This is a genomic window from Maricaulis sp. (assembly GCF_017642925.1).
Lineage (GTDB): Bacteria > Pseudomonadota > Alphaproteobacteria > Caulobacterales > Maricaulaceae > Maricaulis.
On sequence record NZ_JAEPOL010000014.1, the window covers coordinates 1 to 16577 of the forward strand.

At 65.0% G+C, this 16577-nt stretch carries 15 protein-coding genes, 2 tRNA genes and 1 pseudogene; 10 read left to right on the plus strand and 8 right to left on the minus strand.

What is annotated here, in order from left to right; genetic code table 11:
- The 7 genes and pseudogenes from JJ918_RS12195 to JJ918_RS17255 form a co-directional block, all read left to right on the plus strand.
- A partial coding sequence (locus JJ918_RS12195; RefSeq protein WP_291887642.1) for a cold-shock protein occupies positions 1 to 536 on the plus strand: 536 nt, incomplete at its 5' end.
- 99 nt (positions 537 to 635) lie between these two features.
- Positions 636 to 1274 carry a DUF192 domain-containing protein gene (locus tag JJ918_RS12200; RefSeq protein ID WP_291887645.1) on the plus strand — a complete coding sequence of 213 codons (639 nt, stop codon included), beginning with the start codon at positions 636 to 638 and terminating at the stop codon, positions 1272 to 1274.
- A gap of 40 nt (positions 1275 to 1314) precedes the next feature.
- A tRNA-Pro gene (locus tag JJ918_RS12205) sits at positions 1315 to 1391 on the plus strand.
- 46 nt (positions 1392 to 1437) lie between these two features.
- Positions 1438 to 1743 (plus strand): ETC complex I subunit, encoded by a 306-nt coding sequence (locus JJ918_RS12210; protein ID WP_271186568.1) that lies wholly within the window; start codon positions 1438 to 1440, stop codon positions 1741 to 1743.
- A gap of 15 nt (positions 1744 to 1758) precedes the next feature.
- Positions 1759 to 1835 (plus strand) — tRNA-Arg (locus JJ918_RS12215).
- Positions 1836 to 2428: 593 nt separating this feature from the next.
- Positions 2429 to 3151: pseudogene (locus tag JJ918_RS12220) on the plus strand (tetratricopeptide repeat protein); the annotation flags it as partial.
- A 66-nt stretch (positions 3152 to 3217) separates the two neighbouring features.
- Entirely contained in the window at positions 3218 to 3421 is a 204-nt protein-coding gene (locus JJ918_RS17255) for a DUF6429 family protein (protein WP_367277705.1), read from the plus strand.
- A 146-nt stretch (positions 3422 to 3567) separates the two neighbouring features.
- Here the strand turns inward: JJ918_RS17255 and JJ918_RS12225 are convergent, their stop codons facing one another.
- Positions 3568 to 5520 carry an alkaline phosphatase D family protein gene (locus tag JJ918_RS12225; protein ID WP_291887652.1) on the minus strand — a complete coding sequence of 651 codons (1953 nt, stop codon included), beginning with the start codon at positions 5518 to 5520 and terminating at the stop codon, positions 3568 to 3570.
- Between the two features lie 11 nt (positions 5521 to 5531).
- On the minus strand, positions 5532 to 7610 hold the full coding sequence (locus JJ918_RS12230; RefSeq protein WP_291887655.1) for a TonB-dependent receptor: 2079 nt from the start codon (positions 7608 to 7610) through the stop codon (positions 5532 to 5534).
- Positions 7611 to 7842: 232 nt separating this feature from the next.
- On the opposite strand from JJ918_RS12230, the gene JJ918_RS12235 reads away from it, so the two are divergent.
- Entirely contained in the window at positions 7843 to 8970 is a 1128-nt protein-coding gene (locus JJ918_RS12235) for a TetR family transcriptional regulator (RefSeq protein WP_291887658.1), read from the plus strand.
- 17 nt (positions 8971 to 8987) lie between these two features.
- Here JJ918_RS12235 and JJ918_RS12240 read toward each other — a convergent pair whose 3' ends face one another.
- The 4 genes from JJ918_RS12240 to JJ918_RS12255 are packed head-to-tail and all read right to left on the minus strand — an operon-like array spanning position 8988 to position 12146.
- Positions 8988 to 9146 carry a hypothetical protein gene (locus JJ918_RS12240; RefSeq protein ID WP_291887660.1) on the minus strand — a complete coding sequence of 53 codons (159 nt, stop codon included), beginning with the start codon at positions 9144 to 9146 and terminating at the stop codon, positions 8988 to 8990.
- 23 nt (positions 9147 to 9169) lie between these two features.
- A complete protein-coding gene (metC, locus tag JJ918_RS12245; RefSeq protein ID WP_291887663.1) occupies positions 9170 to 10318 on the minus strand; it encodes a cystathionine beta-lyase in 1149 nt (382 codons plus the stop codon).
- An 8-nt stretch (positions 10319 to 10326) separates the two neighbouring features.
- Entirely contained in the window at positions 10327 to 11145 is an 819-nt protein-coding gene (locus JJ918_RS12250) for a sulfurtransferase (RefSeq protein WP_291887665.1), read from the minus strand.
- Complete coding sequence (locus JJ918_RS12255; RefSeq protein WP_291887668.1) at positions 11142 to 12146, minus strand: cysteine synthase A; 1005 nt, start codon at positions 12144 to 12146, stop codon at positions 11142 to 11144. Before JJ918_RS12255 ends, JJ918_RS12250 begins: the two co-directional genes overlap by 4 nt.
- A gap of 116 nt (positions 12147 to 12262) precedes the next feature.
- Here JJ918_RS12255 and JJ918_RS12260 point away from each other — a divergent pair, with 116 nt between their 5' ends.
- Complete coding sequence (locus JJ918_RS12260; protein WP_291887672.1) at positions 12263 to 12865, plus strand: DUF6134 family protein; 603 nt, start codon at positions 12263 to 12265, stop codon at positions 12863 to 12865.
- Here the strand turns inward: JJ918_RS12260 and JJ918_RS12265 are convergent.
- Positions 12862 to 14331 carry a deoxyribodipyrimidine photo-lyase gene (locus JJ918_RS12265; protein WP_291887674.1) on the minus strand — a complete coding sequence of 490 codons (1470 nt, stop codon included), beginning with the start codon at positions 14329 to 14331 and terminating at the stop codon, positions 12862 to 12864. The two genes, JJ918_RS12260 and JJ918_RS12265, sit on opposite strands and share 4 nt — an antisense overlap.
- 123 nt (positions 14332 to 14454) lie before the next feature.
- Between JJ918_RS12265 and kdsA the strand changes: the two genes are divergently transcribed.
- Positions 14455 to 15303, plus strand: coding sequence for a 3-deoxy-8-phosphooctulonate synthase (gene kdsA, locus JJ918_RS12270; protein ID WP_291887677.1), 849 nt, complete (start codon positions 14455 to 14457; stop codon positions 15301 to 15303).
- On the opposite strand, the gene JJ918_RS12275 is transcribed toward kdsA, so the two are convergent.
- Entirely contained in the window at positions 15300 to 16505 is a 1206-nt protein-coding gene (locus JJ918_RS12275) for a DUF3089 domain-containing protein (RefSeq protein WP_291887680.1), read from the minus strand. The two genes, kdsA and JJ918_RS12275, sit on opposite strands and share 4 nt — an antisense overlap.
- Between the last annotated feature and the right edge of the window lie 72 nt (positions 16506 to 16577).

Here is a 16577-nt window from a genome sequence, read left to right on the forward strand (position 1 = left end):
CGAGCGATATCATGGTTCTGGCTCACGATGTTCTTGAAGACACCGAAGTGCTTCAACTGGAGGGCCGCGTTAAGTGGTACGATCCCGCGCGCGGGTACGGGTTCATTGACGCGGTCGATGGCGAGGGCGACATCCTGCTCCACGCCAGCTGTCTGCGCCGTTTCGGGCAGGGTCCGGCCTTGCCGAACGCCAAAGTGGTCTGCAAGGCCGTCCGCGGCGACAAGGGGCGTCAGGCCATTGAACTGGTCGAGATGAGTGGCGGCGACACGCAGGCCGAGGTGCGGCCCCGGCGTTTCCATCCCTATGCCGTTTCCAGCGCGCCCTTCTGCCAGGCCGTGGTGAAGTGGTTCGATCCGCTGCGCGGCTATGGCTTCGTCAATTGCGCGGAAGTGGAAGGCGATGTCTTCCTGCATGCCGCCACGCTGCGCCGCGCCGGTCTGGAAGATGTGGCACCGGGCGATACGCTGGAAGTGCGCTGCCTCGAGGGGCCCAAGGGCGCTCTGGCTGCGGAAATCCGGCCTGCTCCGGGCGTTTGAGCCGGGCAGGTTCGATCCGGCTGTTGATGACGGGCTCGCGGCGTCTGTCCGGCGTTGCGCAACGCGCAGACGCCCGCTAGCTTCCGGCACATGCGCAGCTTGATCCTTTCCCTTCTGGTCGGCCTTTCCGCGCCGGCCTGGGCGCAGGACGCCGAACCGGCGGCCGCAACGCCCGATACCACCGTTTCCGGTCCCACCGCGGAAGTGTCCGCCATCGCGTTTGGCGGGCCCGAGCCGGTCGTCATCGACAGCGCCGATGGCCGGCATGTCTTCACGGCCGAGCTGGCGACCACGCCGGACCAGCTGGAACGCGGCCTGATGTGGCGCGAGACGCTGGATCCCGATGCCGGCATGCTGTTCCACTATGCTCCGCCCCGCCGCACGGCGATGTGGATGGAAAACACGCTGATCGATCTCGACCTGGTCTTCATCGCGCCGGACGGCGAAATCGTGAAGATTGTCGGCCACGCCCAGGCCGGTTCGCGCCGCAGCCTGGCGTCGGACGCCGTGGTGGCCGGCGTTCTGGAACTGCCGGCGGGCCGCACATTCGAGCTGGGTATCCGCCCGGGCGACACGGTGCGCCACGCGTTCTTCGGCAATGTGGACGAAGGTGCGGACGACGCGGCGCCGGCTGCGGAAGAAACCGCTGAAGAAACGTCCGAAGATACAGATGCCGAGGCCGCCGGCGAGGCGGATGCGGATACGCCTGCACAGGATACGCCCGAAGACGCGCAGTAGGCTTGCCTAAAGGCGAGGGCGCTTACATAAGGGCAATATTCGGGGTGTGGCGCAGCCTGGTAGCGCATCTGGTTTGGGACCAGAGGGTCGCAGGTTCGAATCCTGCCGCCCCGACCATTGACCGGTTTTTTGCCGGTCCATGCGGTTGAAATGGGAGACGCGCATGTTCGCGAGGATCTATCGTCCGGCCCGCAATGCGATGCAGTCGGGCCGCGGCAAGACGAAGAAGTGGGTGCTCGAGTTTTCGCCGGAGATGGCGAAAAAGCCGGATCCGCTGATGGGCTGGACGTCCAGCTCGGACATGCGCAGCCAGATCCGCCTGAAGTTCGACAGCCAGGAGGACGCGGTGGCCTACGCCAAGCGCCAGGGCATCCCCTTCCAGGTCGTCGAGCCGCACGAACCCAAGCGGTACGAGAAGTCCTACGCAGACAATTTCTCCGCCGATCGCAAACAGCCCTGGTCGCACTAGACCGGAGCCTGTCTGGCCTCCGTAGCTCAACCGGATAGAGCGCCCGCCTTCTAAGCGGATGGTTGCAGGTTCGAGTCCTGCCGGGGGCGCCATTTCTCGATTGCTTCCGCTCCGCTCGAACCCGTACCCGGTCGCACTGCCGGTGGCGGGGGCGATGCTCACATGGAACGCGCTCAGGGCTGTGGGGTTTGGACTCGATCGCGTCGGGCCCGTCATCTTTCCTTTGTTCCCGCTCCGCTCGAACCCGTACCCGGTCACACGGCCGGTGGTGGGGTTCGTGGTCACACGAAGCGCGCTCAAGGCTGCGGGGTTTGAGGCTGGTCCTCCCACCTGCGCCATTTTTCCTTTGTTCCCGCTCTGCTCGACCCGAGCTTGGCTCCGCCTTCGGTGGCGGGGTCGATGCTCACATGGAACGCGCTCAAGCCTGCGGGATTTGGATTTGATCCAAAAGCGGTGCTGGGCCTGGCTCGCGCGGAGAGGAACAAGGAAAAGCGCTGTTCGCGCGCTTGCAAATGACGGCGCGCAGCCGGGACAGATGTCGGCATCATGCACCTTGGATACACGTTCCCGGACCAACGGAATTTTCCCCAGATCGACGATCTCCAGGTGATTGCGCTACAGTCTGTTCTGGAAACGCAGCGCCGTGTGAGTATGAGATCGAAACGGGTACGAAGAAGGTTGTACTATGATTGACGAGGATGCATTGGACCGGGCCCAGGACAAGGCGTTCGATGCCTGGGATGCTCCAAGCAAGGCCAAGCGAACGGCCCTGGCGAGGGAGGCGCTGGCGATTTCCCCTCTCTGCTCTGACGCCTACGTTATCCTGGCTTTGGAGGCGGGGAGCGACGAAGAGGCGCTCAACCTGTACAGGCAAGGGGTCGAAGCAGGTGAAAAGGCTCTGGGCAATACAGTTTTCAAAGAAGACGCCGGGCTCTTCTGGGGGCTGATCGAAACCCGGCCGTATATGCGCGCACGCCAGGGTCTGGCCGACGCGTTGCTCAGGCTGGGCCATCATAACGAGGCGATCGAACATTATATGGACCTGCTGCGCCTCAACCCAGACGACAATCAGGGCGTCCGGTACGCGCTGATGGACACGCTTCTCACCACCGGTCGCGACAGCGAAGCAAAAACGCTCTTCAAGCAATATCGCGAGGACGAATCCGCTGCATGGCTCTATGCCCGGGCTTTGTTGTCCTTCCGTCAGAGCGGCGACAGTGCAGCATCCCGCAAGTGGCTGTCGCAGGCCACGGACGCCAACCCCCTTGTTCCTGGCTATCTGCTGGGGAAAAAGGCCATGCCGAAAAGGCTTCCGGACTTCTACACTCCTGGCGATGCCAGCGAAGCGATCGTCTATACCGAAAGCGCCAGTTCGGCCTGGGAGGCGACCGAAATGGCTCTGGCCTGGTTGGACACGACGGCTGCGCGGCCGGATTCTGACGTCGTCGCAGCCCCGGCCCCGCGCGACGAGGCGATCGACAGGGCTGTTCTGGCCCTGCTTTATCTCGGTCTGCACGATGGCGACAGGGCATGGAAGAGCTTCGACTGGAGCGCCCTCGATCGACTGCATGCCCAGGGCCTCATTTCCGACCCGGCGAGCCGGGCGAAGTCCGTCCGGTTCACCGAAGACGGTCTGGAACTGGCCCGCGCCCGCTTTCACGAACTGTTCGGAGATTGAACAAGGGAGCATGTTCCTGACGTGCAAGTCCCCGCAGCCCCCGCGTATTTCGTACGAGCATCGACGCCATTACCGATGGCAACGCGCAATGAAGAGCGCCCCGGACCGTGTGTCCGGGGCGCTTTTCGTGTCGATACGGCGTGGATCTAGTCTGCGGTGTAGGGGAAGGGCGCACCGCCGATGAATTCAGGGGCCGACTGTTCGGGACGCCCGGAAGGCACCGTGATCCGCGTGCGCCGTGCGGGCGCGATGGCCGGCTCTGCCTCGTGCGCGGGACGCATCATGTCTTCATGTGTGAAGACAAGATATTCCACGTCGAACCGGTCGGCTGTGGCCCTGGCAAGGGCGATGCCGTAGGCGTCGCTGTCCAGATAACGAAGGCCCGTATTGCGTCGCTCGGCTGTTGTCAGGGCCTCGGCATCGGGGGCGCCGGTTTCGAGCCAGCCGGCGGTCCGGGCGTGTCCGTAGAGGATGGTCGAATTGAGCCAGGCCACCCGCTCGCCGCCGGGCCCGGCATCGGAGAACAGGCGCGGGATCATCCCGTCCGGATAAAGCCGGCGTACATGCAGGTCGAAGACCCGGAAATAATTCGTGGAGGATATCCCTGCCACGGCAAACTCGTTGGCCGACGGCCCGCAGTCCAGCCCTTCGCCCAGCACGCTGGAGAAATGCATGTGGTGGTCGCCGGTGAGCGAAACGACGTTTTCGATGTTCTCTGCCTGCACGTAGCGCAGGAATTCGAGACGTTCGGCGGGATAGCCGTCGAACGCGTCGATGTTCATCGCCGTCTCGACCGGTTCGATCTCGTGACGCACGAAGGTGTAATCCAGTGTCATCGACGACATGGGCACCGACAGGGCACAGACTTTCCATGTGGCATCCGACTGTTTCAACGAGCGCTTCAGCCAGGCTTTCTGTGTATCGCCCCACATTGTGCCGACCGGCCGATCGGCGACGGGATCCGCCGCCGCGCGTCCGGCATCCCAGCGCGCGACCTCCTCGACCGGAAGGATTGCATGGGGGTGGAAGGAAAGCTCCAGGGCGCGCTCGGGCGGTATGGGGTGTTCCGACCGGAAGGACCGGCTGTCGGTCAGAAACAGGTCCAGCCGCGCGCCCCAGCGCAAGCGCCGCGGAATGACCAGGCTATGCGTGGCAGTCTCGTTCGCCGCCGCACCTTCCGGCGTGTCCAGTGCGGCGTTCGCGACATCGGCAAGTTCGAAGTCCCGGGCGAACTGGTCTCCGGCAAGGCCTGACAGGCGTGCCGGAATGTATTCGAACCAGGCCTGGTTCGCGGCCATCTTTCGTTCCTGCGCCGGCGTGCCGGCGGGGTCATAGGTCGAGACGGACTGCCAGGAATTGTTGGAGAATTCATGGTCGTCCCAGATCGACAGGAAAGGCCAGCGTCCCCGGGCGCGCTGCAGCCACGGATCCGACAGATAGGTGCGATACAGATGGCGATAATCGTCAAGCGTGACGGCATGATCGGTGCGCGCGCCGTCCGTTTCCGGCCAGGCGAGATCGCGGGCGAGCCCGCTCATGGCAAAGATCTGCTCATAGATGAAGTCGCCGAGGAAAAGCACGAAATCCAGATCGGCGCCGTCTTCCCCCCGGGTGAGCAGGTGGCGGTAGGCGTGATAATGGCCGGTCTGGAAATTCTGGCACGATGCAAAGGCGAACTGTACGTCCTCGGCGCTGTCCGCTGCCGGGGCTGTGCGTGACATTCCCGTTGGCGACATCGCGCCGTCGTCGCGCAGGAAACGGTAGTAAAGGCGCTGACCCGGCTGCAGGCCGTCGACCACGACACGCACGGTGTAGTCCGCGTCGGGCCCCGTCTCGACTGCCCGCTCGACAATGAGCGAAGCAAAGCCGGCGTCGGTTGCGACTTCCAGGTGGCCGCTGGCAGTCCCGCCGGCTTCAGGCGGCAGCATACGGGTCCACAAAACGATGCCATCCTCTGTCGGATCGCCCGAGGCCACGCCCTGGGGGTAGACATCCGGCGCGAGCCGGCTTGGTACGGCGTGTGCGGCAAAGGCCGGGCGGGCCGTGGCCGCAAACGTCGTTGCGGACAGAGCGAGAAGCAGTGTGCGGCGGTTGATCATGGCCATTCTCCTCAGCGCGGCCGGGTATCGCCGCCGAAGCGGGTGGTGACTTCCAGCATGACGGTGCGCGGATCGGCCGGGTAACCGAACGTCCCGGCCCCGGCGACCACGAGACCGCGGGTGAAATATTCCTCATCCGTCAGATTGCGTCCGCTCAGGGCGATCCGGAATGCCTCGGCGTCGTAGGCCAGCGTGGCGTTGAGCGTGGTGTATTCGGACTGGAAGTCCGTATTGGCCGCGTCATAGGCCATCTCGCCATAGTGTGTGGCATCGATTGACGCGAAGACGCCGGACGGGTGCGTATAAACCGCCCCGGCGGTCAGCGCGGTTTCCGGGATCAGTTCGATCCGGTTGCCGCTGTAGTCCAGCGGGTTGCCGAGTGTGTCAAACGTGCGGAAATCCTCGTACTCGGCATCGGTCAGGCTTGCCGATGCAAACAGTTCCAGCCTGTCGGTCGGGGAGTAGCGGGCGCCCAGCTCAAAGCCGGCAGAGCGGGCGCTGGAGGCGTTGTCGACCACAGTGCCTGTCTGGAAAGGCGAGGTGGACAGGACGACGCTGCGCTGGATCTGCATGTCGGTCCAGTCGATGTAGAAGGCCGCGGCATCGATCTCGAGCGCGCCGTCCAGAAATACGCCCTTCAGTCCAAGCTCGTATTGCCAGACGTCTTCCTGGTCATAACCCGGATCGCCCGGGTTCGAGATGAAGATCGAGCCGGCCCGGAAGCCGCGCGTGACCGAGCCGTAGACCTGCATGTCATCCTGCGGCCGCCAGGCAAGCACAAGCTTGGGCTGGAGCGAGGTATAGTCGTCGGAGTGCGACTGCAGCGGGGCGCCCGCGGCAACGCGATAGTCTGCGTCCTGATCTTCGAAGGCCAGGCGCAGGCCCGTGGTCAGTGTCCAGTCCTGCGACAGCTGGGTCTCAGCCTCACCGAACAGGGCGATGGCGCGGGTCGACTGCCGCTGGGACTGGTCGAGCAGAAGCAGGTTGAGCGGTGTGAAGAGAGTCGTGCTGCGGAAGGCGTGGCGCTCGTCCAGGAAGTAGAGGCCGGCGACCCAGCTCGACGCATGGCCGAAGAGCGGCGCATCGCCGGCGAGACGGAATTCCTGGGAAAAGCTGTCGAACCGGTCTTCCTGGCCCAGAAGGACCGGAGACAGCACCGCCGAGAAGCGTGCGATGCGGTCGGCACTGGCATAAGCGGTGATGGAGGTGAAATCGGCGCCGAGGAGCGGGCCCTCGATTGTCACGACCGGCAGAACCAGCTGACCGTAGCCCGTTCCCAGGTCCGGCGCGATGCTTTCACCCGGCGTCTGTACCGGCACGAGATTGTCGGCATTGTTGTCATAACGGTCATAAGTCAGCCGCCCCACAACCCGCCAGTCCCCATTGTCCCAGCCGGCCGTTCCGCGCAGGGTGAAATCCTCGGTGGCATGCGCATCGTCCAGACCGAGCACGGTATTCTCGATGAAACCCTCACTCTGTTCGTACCGGCCAGCGAGGCGGAAGAAGAGATTGCTTTCCTCCAGCGGCCCGCCGAGAGCCGCACGCAGGCCGTAGGTTTCGCCGCTGCCGCCATAAACCGTGACTGAGCCAGCATCGCCTTCGCTGCCATCGCGCGTGACGATGCTGACAACGCCGGCATTGGTGTTGCGGCCGTAGAGTGTGCCCTGCGGTCCCTTGAGGACTTCCACGCGTTCCACGTCCAGCAGGCGGTAGGTGTTGTTGTAGGGAGCGATGACGCCATCGATGGCCGTCGAGAAATTCTGGTTGTCCGATGTGCCGGTGGCCCCGATACCACGATAGGCAAGGCGATACTGGCCGTCGGCGAATTCGGCCATATCGAGCCCGGCGATGCCGGATGCCAGGGCTGCGATGTCCAGCAGGCGGGCATTCTCCAGAGCGTCGGCGGTCAGGACGTCCAGGCTGGCGGCGACGTCTTGGGCGCGCTGCTCTCGTTTCTGGGCCGTGACGACGATGACGTCGGCATCGGTCTCCTCCGAAACCTGGCCGGACTGGGCACTTGCCGGCAGCGGAAGGCCGGCGGCGGCGATGGCGGCGAACGCGGCCGCGCGCATCAAGGCGGTTTTTCTCATGGTGCAATCCCCAACTTGCCACCGGCTCGAGCGAGCCCGGTACGAATGTTCAGTAAAACTACGTCAACGGCATCGAGTTGTCGTTCATGAGGCGCGATATGACAGATATACGTGACGGTGTTGTGACGGCCTCAATAGTACGTTCGTTCAGTTTTATGATGCCTTTGGCAGAATTCGGTTTGTTCTTTCTGCCGAAACTGCCTATGACGGAGCAAACAGGACGGGGAAGAATGTGACGGACATTGCGAGCACGGCTGACACGGCCCGTAGACGGCTGGCCGACTGCGCGGCGGCGCTCTGGCTGGAGGCGGGGCCTGGTGCTGTGAGCTTCGGGCAGGTGTCGGCCCGTACCGGCTTGCAAAAATCCCTCGCCGCCTATCACTTCCCCACGGTTGGAGCCCTGCGTGCTGCAGCGGCAGACCGGGTGCTCTCTGATTTCTGCAATCGGGTCCGTCTTGTGGCAGAAGAGCTGGCGGCCTATTCGTCAAAGGAGGCGAGCGGTCCGCGAATATGGGCTCAGCTGGTAATGCAGGCGCTGGGACCCCAGGGACACGGCCTGGCGATCCTGGAAATCGCCTTTCTCGCACTCGACGACGCGGATTATCGTCGTCGCATCGTGCGTCTTGCGGCCGGTCTGCGCCGGATCGTGCGATGTCTGGGGGAGGCGCGGCAGCCGCGCGAGCCGCGTACGGCTTTTGCGCTGGTCGTGGGAGCCTTGCTCACCCATGCGGCTCGCGGACATGGCCCCCATCACCTGTTCGCGCTCGATCGTGAGCTCGAAGAAGCCTTCGCCGGACCGGGCTTGCCGCGTCATCGGCACCGGACGCCCGGCGTCGGGCCGGCGCCTTCAGTGGCTGGGGCCCCGGTCACGACCCCGCGCGAGCAGATCCTGGATGCCGCAATCGACCTTCTGGCCGACGACGCCCTGCGCGCGATGTCCCACCGCAGCCTGGCACGCCAGGCCGGCCTCTCATTGTCGGCCACGACCTATTACTTCGCATCCAAGACCGAAATCTTCGAAGCGGCGCTCGAACGCCTGATCGAGAGAGCGCAGCACGCACTGGCGAACAGCGCGAGCACTGCGGGCCCGACTTCCTGGGACATGGACAGCCTGGTGGAGACCTTGACCGAATTCTATCTCGAAGAGGGACAGGCGGCGACGCGCGCCCATCTCAATATCGGTCTTCTGGCCGGACGCACGCCCTCCATGCACGCGGCGATGGAAGACTTCTACGCACTTCAGATCGCGAACTTCATCCGGCTTCTGGGCGAAGCCGGTACAGGCGGCAGCGGCGATCGGACCGCCTTTTTGTACAAGCTGATTTCCGGCCATCTGATGCTCAGCCTGCTGGACATGTAGCGAGCCGACAGGCGCGGTCAATCCCGTCTGCGTCCGCCTCCGTTTGCGGAGAAGGTCACCGAAAAGGCGATGCCGATGATCAGGGGGACCCAGATCGGCAATTCGCCGACACCGGGGGCGTCGAGCGCGGCGGCGATGTGATCGTCGACCAGCCACCACAGAAGAAAAAGCCACATGTCTACGTCCCTTTCGTGCTGGATCAGGCGACGGCGGCGAACCCCCGTTCCAGATCGGCGATGAGGTCTTCCGGCGCTTCCAGGCCGATGGCGAAGCGGATCAGGGCGCCGTCATGGCGGTGCGCGGTCTTGGTGCGCTTGAGCTGGGGGTCGCAATGGATCGCCAGGCTCTCATAGCCGCCCCAGGAAAAGCCCATGCCGAACACGTCGAGCGCATCGAGGAAGCGCTCGCTCTTCGGAATGTCCCAGCCGGGGAACTCCACCGAGAACAGGCCGCAGCCGCCGGTAAAGTCGCGCTGGAACAGGGCGTTGTCGGGATGGTCGGCATGAGCCGGGTGCAGGATACGGCCGGTCTCCGGACGCGATTTCAGCCAGTCGGCGATGGCCATCGAAGACGCAAAGCTGCGCTCCATCCGCACCGCCATCGAGCGCAGGCCGCGCAGGGCGAGATAGACATCGTCGGGCGCGGTGTGGAAGCCGAAGCTCCGCTCGGTCGCCTGCAGGCGCGCAAACAGCGCCTCGTCTCGCGCCACCACGGCGCCCATCAGGAGATCGGAATGCCCGCCGACATATTTGGTCAGCGCCTGGGCGGCATAATCGACGCCCAGCTGCAGCGGTTTCAGGGTCAGCCCCGCGCTCCAGGTATCGTCGATAATGGTGATGACGCCTTTCTCGCGCGCGACCTTGGCGATGGCCGGAATATCCTGCATCTCCATCGTCAGGGAGCCGGGCGATTCCAGCAGGATGGCCTGGGTTTCGTCCGTGATAAGATCGGCGATCTCCGCGCCCATGCGCGGCGCGAAGAATTCCGTCTTCACGCCGAATTTCGGCATGGTGGTCAGAAGGAAATTGCGCACCGGTCCGTAGATGCAATCGGCCGCCAGCACCGTCCCGCCAGCCTCGACCGAAGCCAGGATGGAGAGCGTGTTGGCCATCAGGCCGGAGGAGGTGAGGGCACAGCCCGCACCGCCCTGCAGCTCGGTCAGCGCCCCGCGCAGGGCCTGGTGGGTTTCCAGACCGACCCGGCCGTAATGCACGCGCCCCTGCGGGAAGTCGTAAAGCTCGGCCGCTGACGGGGCGAGCATGGTCGAGCCGCGGGCGACAGACGGATTGACCTGTCCGCGTTCGTCGTGCGGCCGTCCAAGCCGGGTGAGCCGGGTTTCGTCCTTCATCAAGTCCCTCAATCTGTTTCGACAGGCGTATCGCTGCGGCTGCCCCATTCTGCCCAGGACCCGTCATAGACAGCGGCCGTGCGGCCTTCGCGCTCCAGGGCAAGCGCAAGGATGCAGGCCGTCACCCCGGAGCCGCAAGTGGTAATGACGGGCGTATCGTCGCGCAGACCCGCATCATGAAAACCAATGGCGTCGCCGATGAGTCGCCCGTGCGCGTCCAGCAGTCCCGCGAAGGGCAGGCTCAACGCGCCGGGCATGTGTCCGCTACGCATGCCGGGGCGCGGTTCGGCTGTCTTGCCGGCAAAGCGCGCTGCGGGACGGGCATCGAGAATCTGGTGCGTGCCGGATGCGACTGCATCCAGCACAGCCTCTCGGCCGGCGAGACGCCGAGGCTGGAATTCAGCCGTGAAGTTCCCTTGTGACCAGGTCTCTGCGGGCCTGGTCTCGACCGGGCCGCCCTCGGCCAGCCAGAGCGGCAGTCCGCCGCTCAGCACGCGTACGGCCTCATGTCCCATCGCCCGGAACATCCACCACACGCGCGCTGCGCTGAACAGGCCCATGCGGTCATAGACGATCAGCTCGCTGTCCCGGTCGATCCCCAGGGCGCGGGCATGACGCTCGAAGACGTCCGGCGGCGGCAGCATGTGGGGCAGGGGCGAGGTCTCGTCCTTCACCGTGTCGATATCGATCGGCCGGGCGCCCGGAATATAACCCGTCACGCGCGGCTGCGGCCCGCCCTCGAAAGTCCAGGTCGCGTCGAGAAAGACGGTTTCGGCGGCGCCGTGCTGCCTGAGAGCATCGGCGACGGAGATGACCGGGTCGGTCATGCCTCCATCCAGGCCGGCACCGGCAGGCCCTTCTCGCGCAGGAAGTCGGGATTGTAGAGCTTGGACTGGTAGCGCGAGCCGTGATCGCACAGCACGGTCACGATGGTGTGGCCGGGGCCCATATCGCGCGCCATGCGGATGGCACCGGCGATATTCACCCCCGACGATCCGCCCAGGCAAAGGCCTTCCTGCGTGATCAGATCGAAGATCAGGGGCAGGGCTTCCTCGTCGGAGATGCGATAGGCCCGGTCGACCTTGGTATCGACGAGATTGGCCGTGATGCGGCTCTGGCCGATACCTTCGGTGATGGAGGTGCCTTCTGATTTCAGCTCGCCATGGGCGAAATAGCCGTAGAGCGCTGCACCGCCGGGATCGGCGATACCGATCTGCACATCGGGATTTTTCGCCTTCAGCCCGGCCGACAGGCCGCCCAGCGTGCCGCCCGAACCGACTGCACAGATGAAGCCGTCGACCTTGCCGTCCGTCTGGTCCCAGACTTCCTGCGCCGTCGTGGCCGCGTGGAAATCGCGATTGGCGGTATTGTCGAACTGGTTGGCCCAGATCGCCCCATTGGGTTCGCTCTTGGCCAGTTCCTCGGCCAGCGTGCCGGAATAGCGCGCATAGTGATTGGGGTTGGAATAGGGGACGGCATCGACCTCGATCAGCTCGGCGCCGAGAAGCCGGATCGCGTCCTTCTTTTCCTTCGACTGGGTGCGCGGGAAGACAATCACCACCTTGTAGCCCAGGGCAGCGCCGACCATGGCCAGACCGATCCCGGTATTGCCGGCCGTGCCTTCCACGATCGTACCGCCGGGTTTCAGTGCGCCGGATTTCTCCGCCGCACGGATGATGCCCAGCGCGGCCCGGTCCTTGATCGATCCGCCGGGGTTGAGAAATTCCGCCTTGCCGAGGATCTCGCAGCCCGTCGCCTCGGAGGCTGCGTTGAGCCGGATCAGCGGCGTGTTTCCGATCAGGTCGATAACGGACTTGGCGGGGGTCACGGGCGCTCTCCAGTTTTGCGGACGTTGCGGGCGATATAGGCATCGACTTGTCGGGCCTCCAGCAACAAAACGCAAATCCGGCGATCCGGATTGCAGCTTGGTGCGTAGAACCGGGTATGAAAACGCTCGCCCTGATCCTGCTGACGGCCGTCGCATCGCCGGCGCCCGTGCCAGCCGAACCGCCCGCCGATCTCGTGTTCGACGTCCTGCGCAATGGTCAGGAGTTCGGGCGGCACGAAGTCCGCTTCGATGCGGGGCAGGACGGGGCTCTCCTGGTCGATATCGATATCGAACTCCGGGCGGGCCTGGGCCCGATAACCGTCTTTCGCTACGAGCATTCCTCAGAAGAAGTCTGGCGCGACGGTCAGCTCGTCTCGCTGGAAGCCGAGACGCTGAAGGATGGCGACCGGGTTGCGGTCGATGTCGAACGCGGCAGCGATGCCGGTCTTGCCGACCTGATGCCCTCAAGCCACTGGCTGGGCTATGACGTGGCGCTCACGCGGATCCTGAATACCGAAACCGGCGAGCCCATGCCCGTGGAGATCGAGGATCTGGGCCTGGAGACGATCGAGACGGCATCCGGCACGATCGAGGCGCGCCGTATCCGCATGACCGGCACGCTGACGGTCGACCTCTGGTACGACGCGGAAGGCCGCTGGGTCGGTTGCGCGTTCGAAGCGCGCGGCCAGTCGATCCGCTACGTCCTGCAGGACGCCTAGGCGTTCTCTTCGGCGGTTTGCGACTTCATCTGTTCGAAGGCGGCGAGAGCGGCCTCACGTCCCGCTTTCAGGTCGACGACGGGGCGCGGATAGCTGCGTCCCAGCTCCACGCCCTGCGATGCAAGCTGTCCGGCCGACACCTCCCAGGGCGCATGGATGTCGCGTGTCGAAAGACTGACGAGCTCGGGCACCCAGCGGCGGACATAATGGCCGTCCGGGTCGAATTTCTCGCCCTGGGTCGCCGGATTGAAGATGCGGAAATAGGGCGCCGCATCGGCGCCGGAGCCGGCGACCCATTGCCAGCTTGCGGCATTCACCACCGGATCGGCATCGACCAGCGTATCCTCGAACCAGGCCATGCCGTCACGCCAGTGACAGCCGATATGCTTGATCAGGTAGGAGGCGGTGATCATGCGCGGACGATTGTGCATCCAGCCGGTCTTCCAGAGCTCGCGCATCGCCGCATCGACCATGGGAATACCGGTCCGGCCGCGCTGCCAGGCCTCGAGGCCTTCGGGATTGTCGCGCCAGGGGAAGTGATCGAAGCGCGGGTCGAAATTCTTCTGCCGCAGATCGCCGAAATGATGCACCAGATAATAGGCAAAGTCGCGCCAGCCGATTTCCGCGAGGTATTTTTCGGCTGCCCCGAAGGACTGCCCGCGCTCGGCCTGCAGCTGGACGCGGTGCCAGACCGTGCGGGGCGAAATCTCGCCCCAGCCCAGATGCGGCGACAGGCGTGACGTGCCGAACAGGTCGGGCCGGTCGCGATGGGTCTTGTAGTCGGGCAGCGCCTCGCCGAGGAAGGTTTCAAGCTGTTTGCGGGCCGCCGCTTCGCCGGGCGTCCAGCGATCATGGAAACCGGCGGCCCAGTCGGGCTTGACCGGCAGCAGCTCCCAGTCTGCCAGATCGTCGCTGGCAATCGCATCGGCTGCGATCAGCCTGTCCGGTGAGGGCAGGGGCGCGCGGGGCGAAAAGTCTTTCTGTGCGGCCCGCCAGAAGGCGCTGAACACCTTGTAGGGCTGGCCGGAGCCGTTGAGCACGCTGGCCGGATCGATCAGGGTCGTGGCGCGGAAGGCGCGCGGCCGGACATCCGCCGCCTGCAGCGCCTCGGCGATATCGCGGTCGCGCGCAGCGATCCAGGGCCAGTCGACCCGGTTCCAGAAAACCTCGCGCACGCCGGCCTCGCGTACGATCTGCGGGATCAGATCGGCCGCCGCGCCCTGGCGCAGGCTGAGCCTTCCGCCCAGGCGTTCGATATCGGCCGCAAGGGCGGTCAGCGAATGATGCAGCCACCAGTCCGCCGCCGCGCCCGGTGACAGGCGCAGGGCCTTATCGTCTTCACGAATATAGACAAACAGGAGCGGGCGGCCGCTCTGGACCGCGGCATGCAGTGCCGGATTGTCGGCCAGGCGAAGGTCGCGCCGGAACCAGACGAGTGCAGGTGCGGTGGCGGTTGCAGTTGCCATGAGTGTCCTGTGGATCGATAAGGGCCTTGTCTGAATACGCCGCCGACCCGATATCGGATCAGGCGAGCGACACCAGCGCCGGCGGCAGGCCGGCTGCAGAACGAGGCCCGAAGGAGGCCGTGAATGAGCCAGGTCAATTCCGTGATTTCCGTACCCCGTCCCGGTCGCGATCCGATCGAGATCGGCAATGACCGCAAGCTCACCTTCATCGCCGGCCCCTGCCAGCTGGAAAGCCGCGAACACGGGCTGGAAGTCTCCCAGCAATTGCGCGAGATCGCCGACCGTCTCGATGTCGGCCTGATCTACAAGACGTCCTACGACAAGGCGAACCGCACCTCGCTCTCGAGCGCGCGCGGCATGGGGCTGGAAGCCTCGCTGCCGGTATTTGCCGAGATCCGCGAGAAGACTGGCCTGCCGGTGCTGACCGATGTGCACACGGCCGAGCAGGCCAAGCTCGCCGCCCAGGCCGTCGACGTGATCCAGATCCCGGCCTTCCTGTGCCGCCAGACCGATCTGCTGATCGCGGCGGCCGAAACCGGCAAGCCGGTGAATGTGAAAAAGGGCCAGTTCCTGGCGCCCTGGGACATGAAGAATGTCATCGCCAAAGTGGCCGATGCCGGCAATCCGAATGTCATGGCCTGTGAGCGCGGCGCCAGCTTCGGCTATAACACGCTCGTCTCCGACATGCGTTCACTGCCGATCATGGCCAGCTTCGGCGCACCCGTCGTGTTCGACGCGACCCATTCCGTGCAACAGCCCGGCGGGCAGGGCACGACCTCCGGCGGCCAGCGCGAATTCGTGCCGACCCTGGCGCGTGCGGCCGTCTCCGTGGGCGTTGCCGCCGTCTTCATGGAAACCCATCCGGATCCCGACAATGCCCCGTCGGACGGCCCCAACATGGTGCCGCTGAGCGAATTCGAAGCCCTGGCGGCCCGTCTTTTGGAGTTCGATGCGCTGGCGAAAGGCCTCTAGCGGAATTCCCTGCGGTCGGGGATGGGTACGACAGGCGCATCCTCGACTTCCTCGATTCCGTCCAGTGCCGGCGCCCAGCGGCGCTCCTCCTGCAGGATGGTCGAGAGATTGAGGCTGCGCCGCGCCGCATCCAGCCGCAGATCCTCGTAGAAGAGGTTGAAGGGCGGGACGCGGTATTCCTCGGCCATCCGGTTGGGGCGGCGCAGATCGGCATAGTCCGGCTCCTCCACGAACAGGATTCCGTCACCGCACTGGGCACCGGTCTGCCCGGGCACGGGTGCTGGCGTTGAATCCGGCGGCAGGCCTTCAGCCGCGACACCGCCGCGATGCAGGCGTGCCGAGGCGTATTCCGCCGTGCGCGCCGACAGGATCGGATTGACGCACAGGAGGCCGCGCCCGTCGACAAAGTCCAGACCGCCGCGCGGCGTCCAGGTCATCGAGCGTTCGGTGAGGATGCGGATACGGGCCTCCTCGCCCGGGCGGGCGTAGGAATAGGCCAGCACGCAGCGCACATCCTCGGGCGTCTCGCAGGGCGGGATATCGGCCAGAACAGTGTTGAACAGGTCCAGCGGGACCGGCGATTCGAGGATATAGGCCGCGATCAGCCGCTCGCGCAGTTCCGGATCGGGCGCGACCCGTTCGATCAGCAGGCCCAGCACGTGGAACCCGCCCTGGCCGACCCCGGCCAGCAGGATCGGCCGGTCATCGCCTGCCTGCATCAGGAAAGCCTCGAAGGCGCGTTCGACATCACCATAGGCAAACTGCCGCGCCAGGATCGAATCCTCGCGATTATTCATGAAGGTATAGAGCGCCGCCTGGCGGTATTTCGGCGCAAAGAGCACGCCGGAATTGGCGAAGGGCGCGGCATAATTGGGCAGCATGGTGCGCGTCACCGCCTCGACGGCGCGCTCCTTGTCCAGCTCGGCATTCCAGTTCGAACCGCCCGAATAGGTGGTGGGGTGCACGAAGAAGACCGCCGGCTCGTCCTCGCCGGTGAAGGTGCCGCGGGCGAACCAGGCCTCGGCGCTGGCATAATTGGCGCCGCGCGGCGGGGTGTAGGTCTGGAAGGGTTCGCCGGGGTCCTGGAAGGTCTGGTAGATCTGGTCACGCAGGGCCCAGCTGGTCAGCGCTAGCAGGACCAGAAACCCGGCCGCACCGGCCAGCATCATCCAGCGGGCGATCGAGACAGGATTGGCCTTCATGCCGTCACGGTCTCCCTGCAGACTTGCCGGAAGGTGTCGCGTGCCGAGATTGGCGCACCGGAATCCATAACG